Raw genomic sequence first — 15,215 nt, 5'->3', positions numbered from 1 at the left:
ATTTTTCATTCAAACAAGTTTTCTTTTTCAATTCTTCTCCCCAGCAGAGTGACCTTTTCCAACACATGGCCGCTCGTCTTATATATCTCTTTGAACAATCCGTAATATTCTTCATAAATACGGTGTCTGGCAGCGTCTGGGATTACCTCCATATCTTTATAATGGACGGTTCTTTTGCACCCTTCCTCTATATCCTTAAAGACTCCGGCTCCTACTCCCGCCGCAATCGCTGCACCTAAACTAGCTTGTTCCTCAGTCTCCATGACCCTTAAGGGTATGTTATAAATATCTGCCTGCATCTGTAACCACGGAGCGCTTCTCGCACCTCCTCCGGAGGCTACCATATAGTCCTTGGTCTTAAGTCCCAGTTCGCCGCACAGCTCGATACACTGCATCAGCGCGTAGGAAACCCCTTCCATCACAGCTCTTGTCAGCTCTATCGGCCCCGTATTGATATTTACTCCTACGAATTCGCCGCTGATATCGGGATTCAAGTGAGGGGTTCTCTCTCCATTTAAATAAGGAAGAAATATGACACCGTTACTTCCCGGCACTACCCGGCTCACCGCTTCGTCTATTTTCTTATAATCTGTCTGTCCTAACAGCTTGTTGCACCATTTTAAAGATATTCCTGCATTCATGATGGCTCCCATGGTAATCCATCTGCCTTTTTTATAACCACAGAAAGTATTGGTGGAAAGCTTAGGGTTTAAAATCGGTATATCGCTTTGGAAAGACACCTGTCCGCTGGTTCCTATATTTACGGAAGAACCTCCTGCGAATGTAATTCCGTTTCCGATTCCCTGCATTACCTGATCTCCGCCGCCTGCCGATACTATCGTTTTCACGGACAGTCCTGTTTGTCTTGCGGCCTCCCCGCTGATTCTTCCCGCCGCCTCATCGGTATTAAGGCAAGGCGGAAAAATCTCTATTGGAACGGAAAAAATGTCCAAAATATCCTTCGACCAGCTTCCATTTCTAATATCGAAAGCGAGCGTTGCGGAGGCATCCGAATAATCGGAAGTAATTTCCCCGGTAAGCTTAAATTTTATATAATCCTTGGGGAGGCACACATAACGCACCCGCTTATAATTTTCAGGCTCGTTTTCCCTTACCCATAATAAGGATGGGAGCAGGAACCCCGAGTAAATAGGATTCATGACAAGCTCCTTCAACCTCGTTTCCCCAAGAGTGTCCTTCATGTACTTCACCTGTCTGGAAGATCTGGCATCACAATGAAGTATGGCAGGACGTATGATTTCCTTTTTTTCGTCCAGCATAACAGCTCCATGCATTTGCCCCGAAAAGCTTACTCCCGCTATTTCCTCCGGTTTTACACCACTTTTGGGAATAGCTTCCCGTATAGCCGAAACGCAGGCTTCCCACCAATGTCTCGGGTCGTGCTCCGCATATCCGTTATAAGGAGAGGAGAATTGGTAATCTCTTGCACAGACTGCCTTTACCGCACCTTTTTCATCTATTATCAATACTTTCAGACTGGAGGTTCCTAGATCAATTCCCATTAAATATGACACTGTGCATTCCTCCTCACCGTCTCTATTTTCTTTGAATAAAGCAGGTGTGTACTCCTGCAGTAAACGTGTCGCCCAAGCCTATCGTATACTTGGGATGCTCCAAATATCTGGAAGGAACCACCTTGATCGTGCGCTCCGAATCCTGCTGCATAGCCGCTTCAGCAAACTGAAGTCCTCTTTGGCTGAGGGCCAGCGATAAAGTTTCTTCGCATTCCTGCGGATTCCCGTATCTGCCGATTCTCGCTCTTGTAGCCGACATGATATTTCCCATAGTCAGACCTTTTTCGATATCCACGCCCTTAAGCTCATCACCGTAATACATGGCGTAATCCTTCGTATGCAGAATAATTCCCTTTACCGGATACTTGGAAAGAATTACTTCCAGTCCCTTTAATACATCTTCTATAGTCTGGGTGTCTATTTCGTATCCGAACCGCTTTGCCTGCTGCTCCAGTTCTTCTTCGTTCATTCCGATGATATGAGCGTATCTGCCGAATGTATCCGAAGCCTGCTCCTTTACCTTCGGGTTCATATAGAAGGCTCCTTCGAAATAAATCACCGTCTCCGGATGTTTCTTACGCATCGTTTCCAAATGAGGCTTAAGCTCCTGCAGACGCTTCTCCATGATACCTGAATCTATAATCGCATCAAAGCCGGATATTAAATAGGAAGAAGGCGACTGCTCCTCTTGGTTCCAGTAATCCAGAAACTCTTTCTTAATAGGAACTTCCTTGTGTACCGTATCGTAGAAAAGTATCAAACGGTTGGACAGAGGTATTTCTATTTCCCGCCCTAAGATCCGTATTCTATCACCCTTGTTGAACTGGAGAATAAAATGGTACACCGGCTCCTCCATGGACGTTCCCTTCATGATAGGCACTTTTTTATTCCCTTCGATGATCGTCGTTCCTTCGTGATCCATCATCTCAGATACTTTCCTGCAAGCATCTGTCAAATGAACGTTAACAGGGAATCCCATCGTTCCTATGGCTGCTGCTGCCTGTGCGCAGGTGCCTCCCAAGGCAAATTCGGATACAAACATTTCATTCAGATAATCGCACACCGCGATATCCGTAATGTCGAAGTTGCCGCCCAGTCCCTGCATAAGATAAAAACTGCTGATACGGGCAAAGTCTTCTAATGTATCCATGACATCACCTTCTTTGACATAAGGCTCTTCTTTTAAATAAGTATCCAATATTTCATTGTATATTTTCGAATCCCAGACCAACACCACATCTAAATTGCTCGTATATGCGAATACAGGTGCCTTTCCCTCTTTTTTGCTGTATGCTGCAAGGGATGTACTTTCTTCGAGGTATTGCCGGTATTTATCTACATATGACATCTTTTAAACACATCCTTCTACCTGATAATTCTTTACCGTCCGGACGGAATATATACTGCTTTTTCCGCTCCATTTTCCATGTCATTTTCGCGTTTCACTTTTATTAAGAATTTAATAGAAGTATACATATAATCTAGAGTTTTGTCAATATATTTCATGAAAAAATATATTTTTTCATGAAAGTTTTTATGATTGTTGTATACTTTACACATTTGACACTGTGTTTTATCCGCATTTTTGAATCGTTTTTTGTTTATTTTGTACATATTTAAAAATAAGTCGATTTTGGATGAAAAAAAGAGAATGGATGAAATTAAAATCCAGACTCTTTTCTTCAATAATTATTCTTACTTTATTTATATTTTATTCATAATTTGTTCTTTTTTTGTTCACATTCTGCCTGAGAACTATTCCTGCGCCTGCAAATACCTGTGCATGGCTTCGAATATGATCATTACGGAAGTCGCTCCGGCATCCTGAAATCCGATGGCACGCTCCATTAAGGATTTTGCTCTGCCGAATTTCGCCACCATATCCTTTGTAGCTTCCACTCCTCCGGCTGCCGCCATAGCTGCATCCCCCATGAGGAGGGTCAGATCTTCCTTGTCTGCTCTTTCAAGCGCTGCCGCTGCGGGTTCTAATGCATCCACCATTGTTTTGTCGCCGATTTCCGCTTTTCCGCGAAGCTTGATTGTTTTGACAGCACTGCTTATCATCTTAGAGAACAGCTCTCCGTCTAACTCCGTCACCGGTTCCAGATCCTTAATACCTCCAAGGAACATCGAACCGAATATAACGCCGGACGCACCGCCCATGGAATTGAGCATCTGCAGTCCCGTTGTTTTGAATACATCGTTAATCGTCGCAAAATCATCTCTTGCCAAAAGTGCGGCTTTTGCTTTTTCCATGCCGCCGGACATTCCGATTCCATGGTCGCCGTCTCCGATCTTACTGTCTACCTCCGTGAGGTATTCTTTGTTGTCGATAATCGCATCGCAGGCCGCTATAACCATTTGCTTGCAGGTTTCTACATTAATACTTTTCATATCAAAGCCTCCCTCGCGTAATAGGGGGAACAACAAGAAGCATCATAATATTTTTTCAGTTCCTCGTCCAACCTTAAGATAGTAATGGAGAATCCGCCCATTTCCTGACAGGTACACCAGCTTTTTATCTCCGCGTCATGAACCTTTATTCCCTCACTCTTTAAATGCTTATCCAGTTCATAATATACCGTATTGAGTTCCACAAGTGTGGTGGAACCTAAGCCGTTTACGAGAACAGCTACTTCGTCGTCAGAATTAAGAGACATTTCCCTCTTCAGCTCATCATACATGCGGTCCACTAACTCATCCACAGGCTTCATAGTAGTTCTCTCAATTCCAGGCTCTCCGTGCATTCCCATTCCGAACTCAATTTCATCCTCGCCTAATTCGAAGGTTGGCTTGTTAAGTCCGGGAATGGAGCCGGGCGATGTAGCGAGACCGATGGTGTTGATATTGTCTCTCGCCTTCTCGGTCACACGCAGCACTTCTTCTAAGGAAAGGCCGGCATCGCAGGCAGCTCCCGCAACCTTGATCACGTAGATATCGCCCGCAATACCTCTGCGGTCTTCGATTCTTTCCTTCGGGGCGGATGCACAATCATCCCACACACGTACATGTGCAGTCTTTATATCCTCAAAGCCGCACATTTCTTCGGCCATATCGAAATTCAGGTTGTCTCCTTCATAATTTCCATAGATAAACAAAACGCCCTTGCCTTCATCCACCGCTTTCGCAGTCTCAGTAATTACCTGCGGATTGGGAGATGCGAATATATTGCCGTTAGCAGACGCGTCCGCCAGCCCTTTTCCTACAAATCCGGAAAACAATGGCTCATGCCCGCTGCCGCCGCCAATGACCAGGGAAACCTTCCCTTTTCTTCTATTCTTATAGACAAGGCAGTTCGTTTCCGGAACAGCCTCGAAATATTTATCGTAGGCAGCCAGAAAGCCTTGTATACTTTGTGTTACAATGTCGCCGCTTCGGTTTAATATTTTTTTCATGTCATCCATCCTCAACTCATATTAAATCATCTTAGACAGTTCGTAGTATTTTACCTTATCATCATCATTAAACAATTTGATTTTCTGCTCGCATACTTCCTGCATAGCCTTTACACTTTCCGGATACAGCTCGAAGGGCTCACGTACTTTCTTGTCCTGAAGAGTGATACGAAGTCTCTGATAGAAAGCATCCTTAATATCAGAAGAAATATTTATTTTATTAACGCCGCGTTTTACTGCTTCTGCAATTTCGGAATCTTTATTTCCGGAGCCGCCGTGAAGCACTAGAGGAACAGATACCTTGCTCTTGATTTCGGAGAGAAGATCCTGCTTAAGTTCCGGTTTCATTCCTTCAGGATAAATGCCGTGTGCCGTTCCGATAGCGATTGCCAATGTATCGCATCCTGTTTCTTCTACGAAACGAACTGCATCCTCAGGCTTTGTATAGATGATCTCATCAGTACCGCCTTCCGTATCTCCATCCGTGGTTCCGATAGTTCCAAGCTCGCCTTCTACCGAAACTCCGAGAGGATGAGCCAGCTCACATACCTTTTTGGTAGCCGCTATGTTCTCTTCGAAGGGAAGATGGGACGCGTCGATCATAACCGAAGTGAAACCTGCGCGGATAGCGCGTACGATGGGTTCCCAACCGCTGTGGTCCAAGTGGATACATACCGGCACCTTCGATTTATTGGCGCGATCGATGCACATTTGCAGGAAGCTGTCTCCCTGGAATTCCAATTCAGACGGATGAATCGCCAGGATAACCGGTGCCTGCAATTTTTCGCAAGTATCCATTACACCGTTTAAAATCTGGCCTGTACCGATGTTAAATGCAGGTACGGCAAAATTGTGCTCGTTTGCAACCTTTAATAGCTCATTCATGTTAAGTAACATATTGTTTTTTCCTCCTTTGATTTATGCAGCATTGTCATAATCTTTACCAGCACTTTTATAAAGTACTTTTGCAAACATCATACCCCTTGCTTTTCTTTCTGTCAACGCTTTATGAAATTTTTTTTCTCATTTTTTGTTATTTTTTCGTGCTTTTTCACTATTTTCATGCTTTTTATCCAAATTTAGTGCTCGAAATGAAATTTTATTTCTTGATTTTTCATTTGTTTAATACTACAATGGGATTACAAAACCTTAGCTGACACATTTCTTTCATATCTTTCCCTAATATTTTTTTATTAAACATAAATACTAATATTAGTTCAATATTAAAACGAAAAGAAAAGTCAGAAATCAAAAAGAGAATAAGGAAAAGGAAAGGAGAGCAACTTAACTATGAGTAAAAACAAATACATCGGACATCCTCTTCAGTTATCCGGTGTGGAGGAATATCGGCTTCTGGGAGGAAAAGGAGACGGTATGCATCTACTTCGCATTCGTAACGGACTGGGAATCGACATGACCGTCTGCGCTGACCGCTGTTGTGACATTTCAGAGCTTTACTTCGACGGTTCGCGGATGAACTACACTTCCCCCTCCGGCAATGTAAGCCCTCAGTATTTTCAGGAGGGACGCGATGGCTTTGGCTTCCTGAAATCTTTTAACTGCGGCTTGATTACCACATGCGGACTCCAGAATATCGGCGGACCAAACGAGGACAACGGCAAGCTTCACGGGCTTCATGGCACCATCGGAAATATACCTGCGGATCACATTTATTATGAGACCGACGAAGAGGCCATCCGTATTCACGCAACCATGCGTGACCACACGATTTTCGGTGCCAAACTGACCCTTACCCGTACCATAACCGTTGGTCTTACGGATAATCTCATCTCCATCGAGGATACCGTAACTAACGAGGGTTCCGCAGAAGAAGCCGTTATGCTTCTCTATCATATAAATGTAGGCTATCCCCTCTTGGATGAGACGACAAAGCTGGAAATCAACTCTAACGAGGTAATCCCGAGGGATGACAGAGCTGCGGAGGACCTCGATACTTGGAATAAGATGTTAAAGCCCGTTCCTAATTTCGTGGAACAATGCTATTATCATATGTTCGCCGAGAAAACCGCGAAGGTGAAAGTCAGCAACGAATCCATCGGAAAAGGCCTGGAGTTATCTTTCGACACCTCGGTTTTCCCTGAGTTTACCGAATGGAAAATGATGGGAGAATACGATTACGTCTTAGGAATTGAACCCTGCACCAATAAGCTTGACGGCCGAAATGCCATCGGGGAAAAGAAACAGCTTCAGTATTTAGCTCCCGGACAGTCCAAGAAATATGCTGCAGAGCTTCGTTTATTCAGGACCAAATAAAGCTGATCTGTTACCAATAAATCATATAACACTTAAGGAGGTACCAACAATGAGTAAGGTAAGAAAAGTATTTGAACAAGGAAAAGGAGTTTTTCATCTGGCTCCCACATGGGTTCCCCGCGGCTTCAATGAGCCGGGACATCGTCTGAGATTGCATCCCGACGATTATTACGCTTTCGGCATGGATCGCGGCGGTATCTGCGAGCGCTGGCTGGGTTCCACCACGGTAGCATTAAACGGTCCCAAGACCGGAGCTACTGAAGGCATGAGCTTCGTCTATGACGATGAAACCGGAGAAAAAATATTATTTAAGGACTGTGTGGAGGAACTTGGCGCGGACTTGATCGGCGAAAGCCTTCAGGCAAGATACGGCACATGGCCGACATTTGCCAAATTATATGACTACGACAAGCCGTTATTCCACCATCTTCACCTGACCGAGGAAATGGCAAACCGCATCGGTATGCATGGCAAGCCGGAAGCTTATTACTTCCCGGTTCAGTACAACTCTTCCTATCTGGGACGTTTCCCGCTGACCTACTTTGGTTTCGATCCGTCCACTACGAAAGAAGAAGTGAAAGAATGTCTGCGTAACTACGATAAGAAGGATACACGTATCACAGAGCTTTCCCGCGCTTATCGTATTCAGCTCGGTACCGGCTGGTATACGGCTGCCGGCGTTATCCACGCCCCCGCTTCTCTCGTAACCTTTGAGCCCCAGTGGAACAGCGACGTTAATACCATTATGGAAAATGTCACCATGGGTGAGGTTAACCCTCATAACCTTCTGACTGACTGTCAGCCGGAATCCGAAAAGGACAATATTGACGCTTTATTCAGCCAGATCGACTGGGAAGAAAGTACCCGCTCTGACTACAAGGAAAAATATTTCCGCGCTCCTAAGGTACGCGAAACTAATCAGGAAGGTCTTAGTGAAAAATGGGTGGCTTACGCCAACGAATGGGTGGCTGCAAAAGAAATCACCGTTGCTCCCAAGGCTTCCGTAGTGGTTAAGGACGCTGCTTGCTATACAGCCCTGGTCGTTCAGGGACACGGCACTTTCGGCACTTATGAATGCGCGGCTCCCGAGCTTCTTAGATTCGAGGATATATCCGGAGACGAGTTCTTCGTATCAGAAGCGGCTGCAGACAAGGGTATTACAATTACCAATACCGGCGCTTACGAGCCTCTCGTTATCTTACAGAACTTCGCAAACAACAACAAAGAAGTTCCTGCTACCGTTTAAGATCAATAAAAAGCTCCGGAATACATAATATTCCGGAGCCGGATTGTTTACTTATAGCTTCTTGGTTTGGAAAAATCAAGAAGCTATTTCAATTTCGCTATAAATTTCTTCAAAAACCTTAATTCAAATCAAATACTCAGCCACAAAACGGGACGTACTCCGCCGCTGTTATCACCTGTTGAAGGATGAATCGTGTTGCTGCTGTAGCGGAAGGTGCCGTTTCCCTGAATGCCTATATTGCCGTCGCCGTGGATATATACGGCTCTTCTATTGTCCCGCCCGGACGACCGAAGCCACCACCACCATACATACCCATCGAATGTCGCTCTTCGCTTGTTGTTGTTTTTATCTTTTCTTTGAAACCAGTATCGTTGTTTGGCGCTGCGGTTTTCAAGGTTTTTACTGCTGTCACCGAAATATTTGCACACTACTTCTTCAATGCTCAGAAGAAATATGTAATCCCGAGTATCTTCTCCGCCTCTCGAGCCGTACCACTGATTGTCGTGGTTTTTGTTCAATACCGGAATGATTCTTGACTGTTCGGCCGCGGTGAATTTGTTATAAAACTCAGCGTTAAGATATTTTCTTAGCGAGCAGTCAGCCCATGTCACATCACCGGCACAATTATTATAGGGATGTTGTTCGATTATGTATTCAGTTATAATCAACGCCGCATTGCCTTGTATATCAAGAATGCGCCACTGATAACCGCCAAATGGCACGATTGAGCCGATATTAAACTCCCTCATTCTCTTACTCCTCGTAATAAGTATATCACCATTGCAAAATTACCCTCGTTCTGTAACAATTCCTTGACAATATAAATCTATATTTATCGGCTTATCTGATAGCATTTATTTTCTTAATATCTTCTCCATTGTCTTACCTTTCGCCAACTCATCAATTAATTTGTCCAAATATCGGATTTGCCGCATTAATTCATCTTCTATTTCTTCCACCCGATGTCCGCAAATAGTGCCTTTAATGAGCGAAGCATTCGGATTAATAGAGGGGGCTTGTCTAAAGAACGTTTCTAAATTTACTTCACTATCTATTTGCTGCTGTAATGAATGTTCATCATAACCGGTAAGCCAATAAATGATTTCATTTACTTCATCTTTTGTTCTCCCTTTTCTCTCTGCTTTTTGTATATAAAGCGGATAGATTCTTGAAAAAGGCATTGCAAAAAAGCGTTCTCTCTCCATTTCGATATTCTCCTTTCCCCTTATAAAATTTCCACATTTTATCATCATAAAATTACATTTATTAATTTCTCTCCCAGCCAGCCTCTATCTTCTGCTCCAGCTCCTCGAAGGATAAAAGTCCGCCCAGGGCGTCATAGGTTTCCACGCAGGATGCACCAGAAGCCGCCGCGAAATCCACGCATTTTTCCCACGGATACCCTTTCAGTATGGCAGTCAAAAACGCCGCGATACACGTATCTCCTGCACCGGTAGCGGAGAGCACCTTCCGAGGCTTGAAGCTTTTCGTGAAGTGGCTTACACCGCCCCATCCGTTTACCATGGAAAGAAAATCTTCGCCGATGCCGTCAAGAACCTCCTGCGTATTGGTGGCGAAATAAAGTCCGGCACTGCCGCATTTTATCAGAATTATCTTCGCACCCCAGCTTAAGAGTGTATCTGCCAAAGGCTTCACATCCGAGGTATGCAGCACGGAGGCCATATCTTTTCCTCCCGCCCTTTGCTTCCACTCCTTGAAACGGTCTTTGTCCAGCATGTAGCACAATTCCTCAGCACTTGGTACGAAAATATCCAGATAAGGTATCACTCCTTTTAATATCTTCTGCCAATCGGCTTGTCCCACTTCTGCCCGCTCATCGATTCCGCAGGTATCCAAGGAAGTGATAACGTTCAACTGTTTTACCCTCTCAAAAATTTCTATTAGTTCCCTGCCGTCCTCCTTATACATCCGGTACATGGCAGGGGGATAACCGAAATGGAACAACTTCGCTTTTTCCACTAATTCATAATCGATATCCTCCGGCCCGAAAGTGTCATTCCCACCCGGATAGTGGAGGAATATCCTATCGATTCCGGCCGGCGCCAGCACAACGGAATAGGCGGTCCCTTCCTCCTGCGAAATAATCATATTTTCCGTAGTCGTATAGTTGGAGTATTGCTGCAGCACTATTTTCCCCAAATCGTCGTCTCCAACCTTGCCCATCAGCCTCGCATTGACTCCGAACTTACACATGGCAAGTCCGGTATTGGATACACATCCTCCTGCGTGGATATCCGCATTTCCCATAAATACCGTTTTGGACGGAATCAATATCTGTCCGATTTCCTCCACCTCTGGCGTAATGAATACCGGCGTGAAGTCAAGACACGTCAATCCTGCAACCACAGCCTCCAATGTTTTTTTCTGCATACTTTTCATCCTTTCTCGCATGTCTGCCTTACCTTTTGGTGATTTATTACACCAAACTTGCTGTCTTCTTACTTTTTTTAGTCACCTTCTCATTTTTCCCTTGCCTACACTATAACATTTTTTTAATTTTTTACAATCCCCAGTTTGTCTTTCTATTAGCTACTGGCAGAAATTTAATTTTCATGTATAATTGTTATATGAGCTCCAACACGTTATCATAAGACAACGTCACAGTATTTATTATATTATGCCATAAAAGAAAGCAGGCCCTACCATGAAACGATTGAATCAAAGCGACAAACCGGAATGCAGTATCGTGCGCGTTGCCAAGTATATCTTGGAACAGGAGGAGACCTCCAAGAACGAAATCGCTTCCGCATTAAACCTAAGCATGCCTACCACGCTGCAATGCGTGAAGGACTTAACCAATCAGGGTATCATTCAAGAGGCCGGGGAATATGAATCTACAGGAGGACGCAAGGCTAAGACCCTCTCCGTCGTCGAGACGCTGCACTACTCCGTAGGTATTGAAATTACTGCAAACCATATTTCCTTCGTCATCATCGACATGAAAGCTCATATCATCGACACTCTGCGCATCCGCCTCGTCTTTCACCATGCGGAGCGCTATTACGCTACGCTGGCCAAAAAGCTTACGCAGTTCATCTGGGATTCAGGAGTACCCCAGAGCAAGATTCTGGGCGTGGGTATTTCTATTCCGGGCATCGTCATCAGCTCTGAGAACCGCTTGGTAATATCCCACGTTTTATATTTAAAAGACATCGATCTGAACTCTTTGGCAAAGCATATACCTTATCCCGTATGCTTTGAAAACGATGCCGTATGCGCAGCAATGGCTGAGCTGAAATATTTTCATAACAATATGCTTTACCTCTCCTTAAGCAATTCCGTAGGCGGTGCTATTTTCTTAAATAACGAGCTGTATTACGGCAATCACTTTCGAAGCGGCGAATTCGGGCATATGCTGATCGAACCGGACGGAAAACAGTGCTACTGCGGCAAATGCGGCTGTGCCGACGCTTATTGCTCCGCCAAGATTCTGGCGAATTACACCAAGGGAAACTTGAACACCTTTTTCAAAAGGCTGCAGGAAGGCGATGCTGAGATTCAGATTGCTTGGAGCCATTATCTGAAATATTTGGCAATCATCGCATCCAACTTGCACCTCACCTTCGACTGCGACATCATTCTCGGCGGCTATGTAGGCAGCTACATCGAGCCGTACCTTCCCGAGCTGTGGGACAACATGCAGGAATATCTTCTTTTCGAGCAGGACAACAGCTTCCTTCATCCGTGCCGTTTCCAGCAGAATGCGGCAGGGGTCGGCATTGCTATGCACTTTACCAATCAGTTTTTCTCAAAATTAAACTAATAAAATATTTTTCTTTTTTTCTACTGTTGCCCTTGACAAAACCTCTTTTTTGTATGATAATTAAATCACTTTAGTAAAGTATTTTAATTAAGTTGTTTCATACGAGAAAGAGGTGCAATTATGTTACAGCAGGTTATGACCAATCCGGGTGTCATTGAATTCCGTGAAATTCCGATTCCGACCCTCGGAGATAATGATGTTCTCATAAAAATTATGAAGATTGGTGTATGCGGTTCGGACATTCACGTTTACCACGGCAAACATCCTTTTACCTCCTACCCCGTTACGCAAGGTCACGAGGTATCCGGGGAGATCGCCGCTCTCGGCGCAAAAGTGGATTCCTTCAAGGTAGGTCAAAAGGTAACTATTCAGCCGCAGGTAGTATGCGGTAAATGCTATCCCTGCACCCACGGGAAATACAACTTGTGCGAGGAATTAAAGGTTATGGGCTTCCAGACTACGGGAGTCGCTTCTCACTTTTTCGCCGTGGATGCTTCTAAGGTGACTCTCCTTCCTGAAGCTATGTCCTTTGATGAAGGTGCTATGATTGAGCCTCTCTCTGTGGCGGTTCACGCTGTTAAGCAGGCGGGCGATGTGAATGGACTTAACATCGTCGTATTAGGAGCCGGTCCTATCGGCAACCTGGTGGCTCAGACGGCCAAGGGCTTCGGTGCAAAGAGCGTCATGATAACGGACATCAGCGATTACCGTCTGCAAAAAGCGTCGGAGTGCGGCATCGACCACTGCATTAATACGAAGACGGCAGACCTTGGCGATGAGATCCTGAAAGCCTTTGGTCCCGATAAAGCAGATATCATATACGACTGCGCAGGCAACAACATCACCATGGGTCAGGCAATCAAATACGCTCGCAAGGGAAGCACGATTATCCTCGTAGCGGTCTTTGCAGGAATGGCTACTGTGGATTTGGCCGTTGCCAACGACCATGAGCTGGATATCAAGAGCACTATGATGTACCGAAACGAGGACTATATAGACGCTATCCGCCTGACAGATGAGGATAAGGTGCATTTGGCTCCTCTTATTTCGAAACATTTCGCCTTCAAAGACTATTTGGATGCCTATAAATATATAGACGCAAATCAGGAAACAACTATGAAGGTTATTATTAATGTACAAGAATAATTTCTTAGAAAGGGAAAAAATATTATGTCATACTTAGACGAGCTTTTTGGATTAAATGGTAAAGTAGCTATCGTAACCGGCGGAGGCCGCGGAATCGGTCAGGTGGTAGCAGAAGGATTGGCAAAAGCCGGAGCGGAGGTCGTGGTACTTGGAAGAAGCGGAGCCGATGAAACCATTGATTCCATTATAAAAGCTGGCGGAAAGGCTTATTTCATAGCCTGCGACGTTACGAAGGAGGAACAGGTAGATGCTGCTCTCGCCGAAATTATGAAGCGTTCCGGTTCTATCGACATTGTCTTCAATAACGCCGGAATATGCATGCACCAAGGCACCTTCGAAGCAACAATCGAAGAATTCCGTCAGGTAATCGACTGCAATCTGACCGGTGAATTCATCGTTTGCCGTGCAGTAGGTAAGATCATGATAGATAATCACATTAATGGCAGCATTATCAATATGGCATCTATGTCTGGAAGCATAGTGAACATTCCTCAGTGGCAGTGCTCCTACAACGCTTCTAAGGCTGCCGTTATCCATATGACACGTTCTCTCGCCGCAGAATGGGCGTTAGAAGGTATCCGCGTCAACAGTCTTAGCCCCGGCTATATCGCAACGCCGATGTCCGTGGATACGCCTCAGGAATTAAAGGATGCCTGGACTCCGTTGATGCCGATGCACCGTATGGGAACCCCGGAGGAACTGATTCCGGCCGTTCTCTACCTTGCCAGCGATGCTTCCGGTTATACGACAGGAAGCGATATTATCGTTGACGGCGCCTATACATGCATTTAATCGTCTTCTCTATTATTCTTCTAAAATCCCCTGAATCATGTGTTGATTCGGGGGATTAGTTTTTTGTTGGGTTGTAGGGTTGCGAGAGACTGGGGGGGGCGGCATTGGGGTTGGATCCTGCCGTGCGCGGCTGTATTTTCTAAATGAAACCGTTAGTGTGTTGGAGCCGAACGGGTCAGCAGCAGCGTACATCCATGTACGATGCTGCCTAAACGCCGCATCCGTGCAGCGTTTTCCCTTGGTTGTGAGGGTTTCATTAAGAAAATATCAGCCGCTTACTAAACGGCCCCAACCCCAATGCCGCCCCCCCAGTCTCCCACTACGCTACGAATGAGAGTTAGGTGCATTTAGCGGATTGAACTGGACTGCACCTGGTCAAACTGCACTTCAATTTATACCATGTTTTTCATGAGGTTTACCATTTCGATGGCTCCCACAGCACAGTCAAATCCTTTATTGCCGGCCTTTGTTCCGGCTCTTTCTATTGCCTGCTCGATATTTTCAGTGGTAAGTACGCCAAACATTACCGGAATACCGCTGCTCAGTGACGCGCTGGCGATTCCTTTGGAAACCTCGCTGCATACATAATCATAATGCGATGTGCTTCCTCGAATAACTGCTCCCAAACAAATTACCGCATCATATTTCCCGCTGTTGGCCATAGACGCAGCCACCAACGGAATCTCAAAGGCTCCCGGTACCCACGCCACTTCAATATCTTCCTCCTTCACTTCATGTCGAAGCAGCCCATCCATCGCACCGCCGAGCAGCTTGGCAGTAATAAACTCATTAAACCGAGCCGCCACAATTCCAACTCTGATCCCTTTTGCTACTAGCTGTCCTTCATAAGTCTTCATAATCACATTCTCCTATTTTTGCTTTTTTATTTTTCTATTTCTTACTTTAATTTTTCTATTGTCTTGTTCTATATCTGTGCCATTTTATCCTATCATCATCTATCTTAGTGGTTTCTCACTGAAGTAAATCATCCTCCATTGCCTCTTCCTAAGTTCTTACTCTATTTATCTTTTATCTCTTTCTCC

At 45.0% G+C, this 15,215-nt stretch carries 14 protein-coding genes; 5 read left to right on the top strand and 9 right to left on the bottom strand.

Annotated features, from left to right (window positions below):
- Window positions 1-5: 5 nt before the first annotated feature.
- From xylB to V6984_RS06590, 5 genes are all read right to left on the bottom strand, one after another.
- Window positions 6-1,535, bottom strand: coding sequence for a xylulokinase (gene xylB / locus V6984_RS06610; RefSeq protein WP_342758985.1), 1,530 nt, complete (start codon window positions 1,533-1,535; stop codon window positions 6-8).
- 22 nt (window positions 1,536-1,557) lie between these two features.
- Entirely contained in the window at window positions 1,558-2,883 is a 1,326-nt protein-coding gene (locus V6984_RS06605; protein ID WP_342758984.1) for an ADP-dependent glucokinase/phosphofructokinase, read from the bottom strand.
- Window positions 2,884-3,290: 407 nt separating this feature from the next.
- Window positions 3,291-3,929, bottom strand: a complete 639-nt coding sequence (gene dhaL / locus V6984_RS06600; protein ID WP_342758982.1) for a dihydroxyacetone kinase subunit DhaL — start codon at window positions 3,927-3,929, stop codon at window positions 3,291-3,293.
- Window positions 3,926-4,930: a dihydroxyacetone kinase subunit DhaK gene (locus V6984_RS06595; RefSeq protein ID WP_342758981.1), complete on the bottom strand. Its 1,005-nt coding sequence runs from the start codon at window positions 4,928-4,930 to the stop codon at window positions 3,926-3,928. The genes dhaL and V6984_RS06595 overlap by 4 nt, the downstream gene beginning before the upstream one ends.
- A 21-nt stretch (window positions 4,931-4,951) precedes the next feature.
- Window positions 4,952-5,827 (bottom strand): ketose-bisphosphate aldolase, encoded by an 876-nt coding sequence (locus tag V6984_RS06590; RefSeq protein WP_342758980.1) that lies wholly within the window; start codon window positions 5,825-5,827, stop codon window positions 4,952-4,954.
- Window positions 5,828-6,220: 393 nt separating this feature from the next.
- Between V6984_RS06590 and V6984_RS06585 the strand changes: the two genes are divergently transcribed.
- Together V6984_RS06585 and V6984_RS06580 are read left to right on the top strand one after the other, a co-directional pair.
- Window positions 6,221-7,204 (top strand): aldose 1-epimerase family protein, encoded by a 984-nt coding sequence (locus tag V6984_RS06585; RefSeq protein WP_342758979.1) that lies wholly within the window; start codon window positions 6,221-6,223, stop codon window positions 7,202-7,204.
- A 49-nt stretch (window positions 7,205-7,253) separates the two neighbouring features.
- Window positions 7,254-8,450 carry a hypothetical protein gene (locus V6984_RS06580; protein WP_342758978.1) on the top strand — a complete coding sequence of 399 codons (1,197 nt, stop codon included), beginning with the start codon at window positions 7,254-7,256 and terminating at the stop codon, window positions 8,448-8,450.
- 128 nt (window positions 8,451-8,578) lie between these two features.
- On the opposite strand, the gene V6984_RS06575 is transcribed toward V6984_RS06580, so the two are convergent.
- The 3 genes from V6984_RS06575 to V6984_RS06565 all read right to left on the bottom strand — a co-directional run bounded on the left by V6984_RS06575 (window position 8,579) and on the right by V6984_RS06565 (window position 10,841).
- Window positions 8,579-9,199, bottom strand: coding sequence for a DUF6273 domain-containing protein (locus V6984_RS06575; RefSeq protein WP_342758977.1), 621 nt, complete (start codon window positions 9,197-9,199; stop codon window positions 8,579-8,581).
- Window positions 9,200-9,304: 105 nt separating this feature from the next.
- Complete coding sequence (locus V6984_RS06570) at window positions 9,305-9,655, bottom strand: DUF2200 domain-containing protein (protein WP_342758976.1); 351 nt, start codon at window positions 9,653-9,655, stop codon at window positions 9,305-9,307.
- Window positions 9,656-9,716: 61 nt separating this feature from the next.
- Complete coding sequence (locus V6984_RS06565) at window positions 9,717-10,841, bottom strand: carbohydrate kinase family protein (protein ID WP_342758975.1); 1,125 nt, start codon at window positions 10,839-10,841, stop codon at window positions 9,717-9,719.
- A 274-nt stretch (window positions 10,842-11,115) separates the two neighbouring features.
- Between V6984_RS06565 and V6984_RS06560 the strand changes: the two genes are divergently transcribed.
- The 3 genes from V6984_RS06560 to V6984_RS06550 all read left to right on the top strand — a co-directional run bounded on the left by V6984_RS06560 (window position 11,116) and on the right by V6984_RS06550 (window position 14,172).
- On the top strand, window positions 11,116-12,234 hold the full coding sequence (locus tag V6984_RS06560) for an ROK family transcriptional regulator (protein WP_342758974.1): 1,119 nt from the start codon (window positions 11,116-11,118) through the stop codon (window positions 12,232-12,234).
- 120 nt (window positions 12,235-12,354) lie between these two features.
- Complete coding sequence (locus V6984_RS06555; RefSeq protein ID WP_342758973.1) at window positions 12,355-13,380, top strand: zinc-dependent alcohol dehydrogenase; 1,026 nt, start codon at window positions 12,355-12,357, stop codon at window positions 13,378-13,380.
- Window positions 13,381-13,404: 24 nt separating this feature from the next.
- Complete coding sequence (locus V6984_RS06550) at window positions 13,405-14,172, top strand: SDR family oxidoreductase (RefSeq protein WP_342758972.1); 768 nt, start codon at window positions 13,405-13,407, stop codon at window positions 14,170-14,172.
- Window positions 14,173-14,564: 392 nt separating this feature from the next.
- Here the strand turns inward: V6984_RS06550 and ribH are convergent, their stop codons facing one another.
- Window positions 14,565-15,029, bottom strand: coding sequence for a 6,7-dimethyl-8-ribityllumazine synthase (gene ribH / locus V6984_RS06545; protein ID WP_342758971.1), 465 nt, complete (start codon window positions 15,027-15,029; stop codon window positions 14,565-14,567).
- Window positions 15,030-15,215: the final 186 nt, after the last annotated feature.

It is taken from the genome of Kineothrix sp. IPX-CK (assembly GCF_039134705.1).
In the GTDB taxonomy this organism is placed as follows: Bacteria; Bacillota; Clostridia; order Lachnospirales; family Lachnospiraceae; genus Kineothrix; species Kineothrix sedimenti.
Note: the sequence above shows the minus strand (reverse complement) of the source record. Positions and strands in the feature narration are given on the sequence as shown.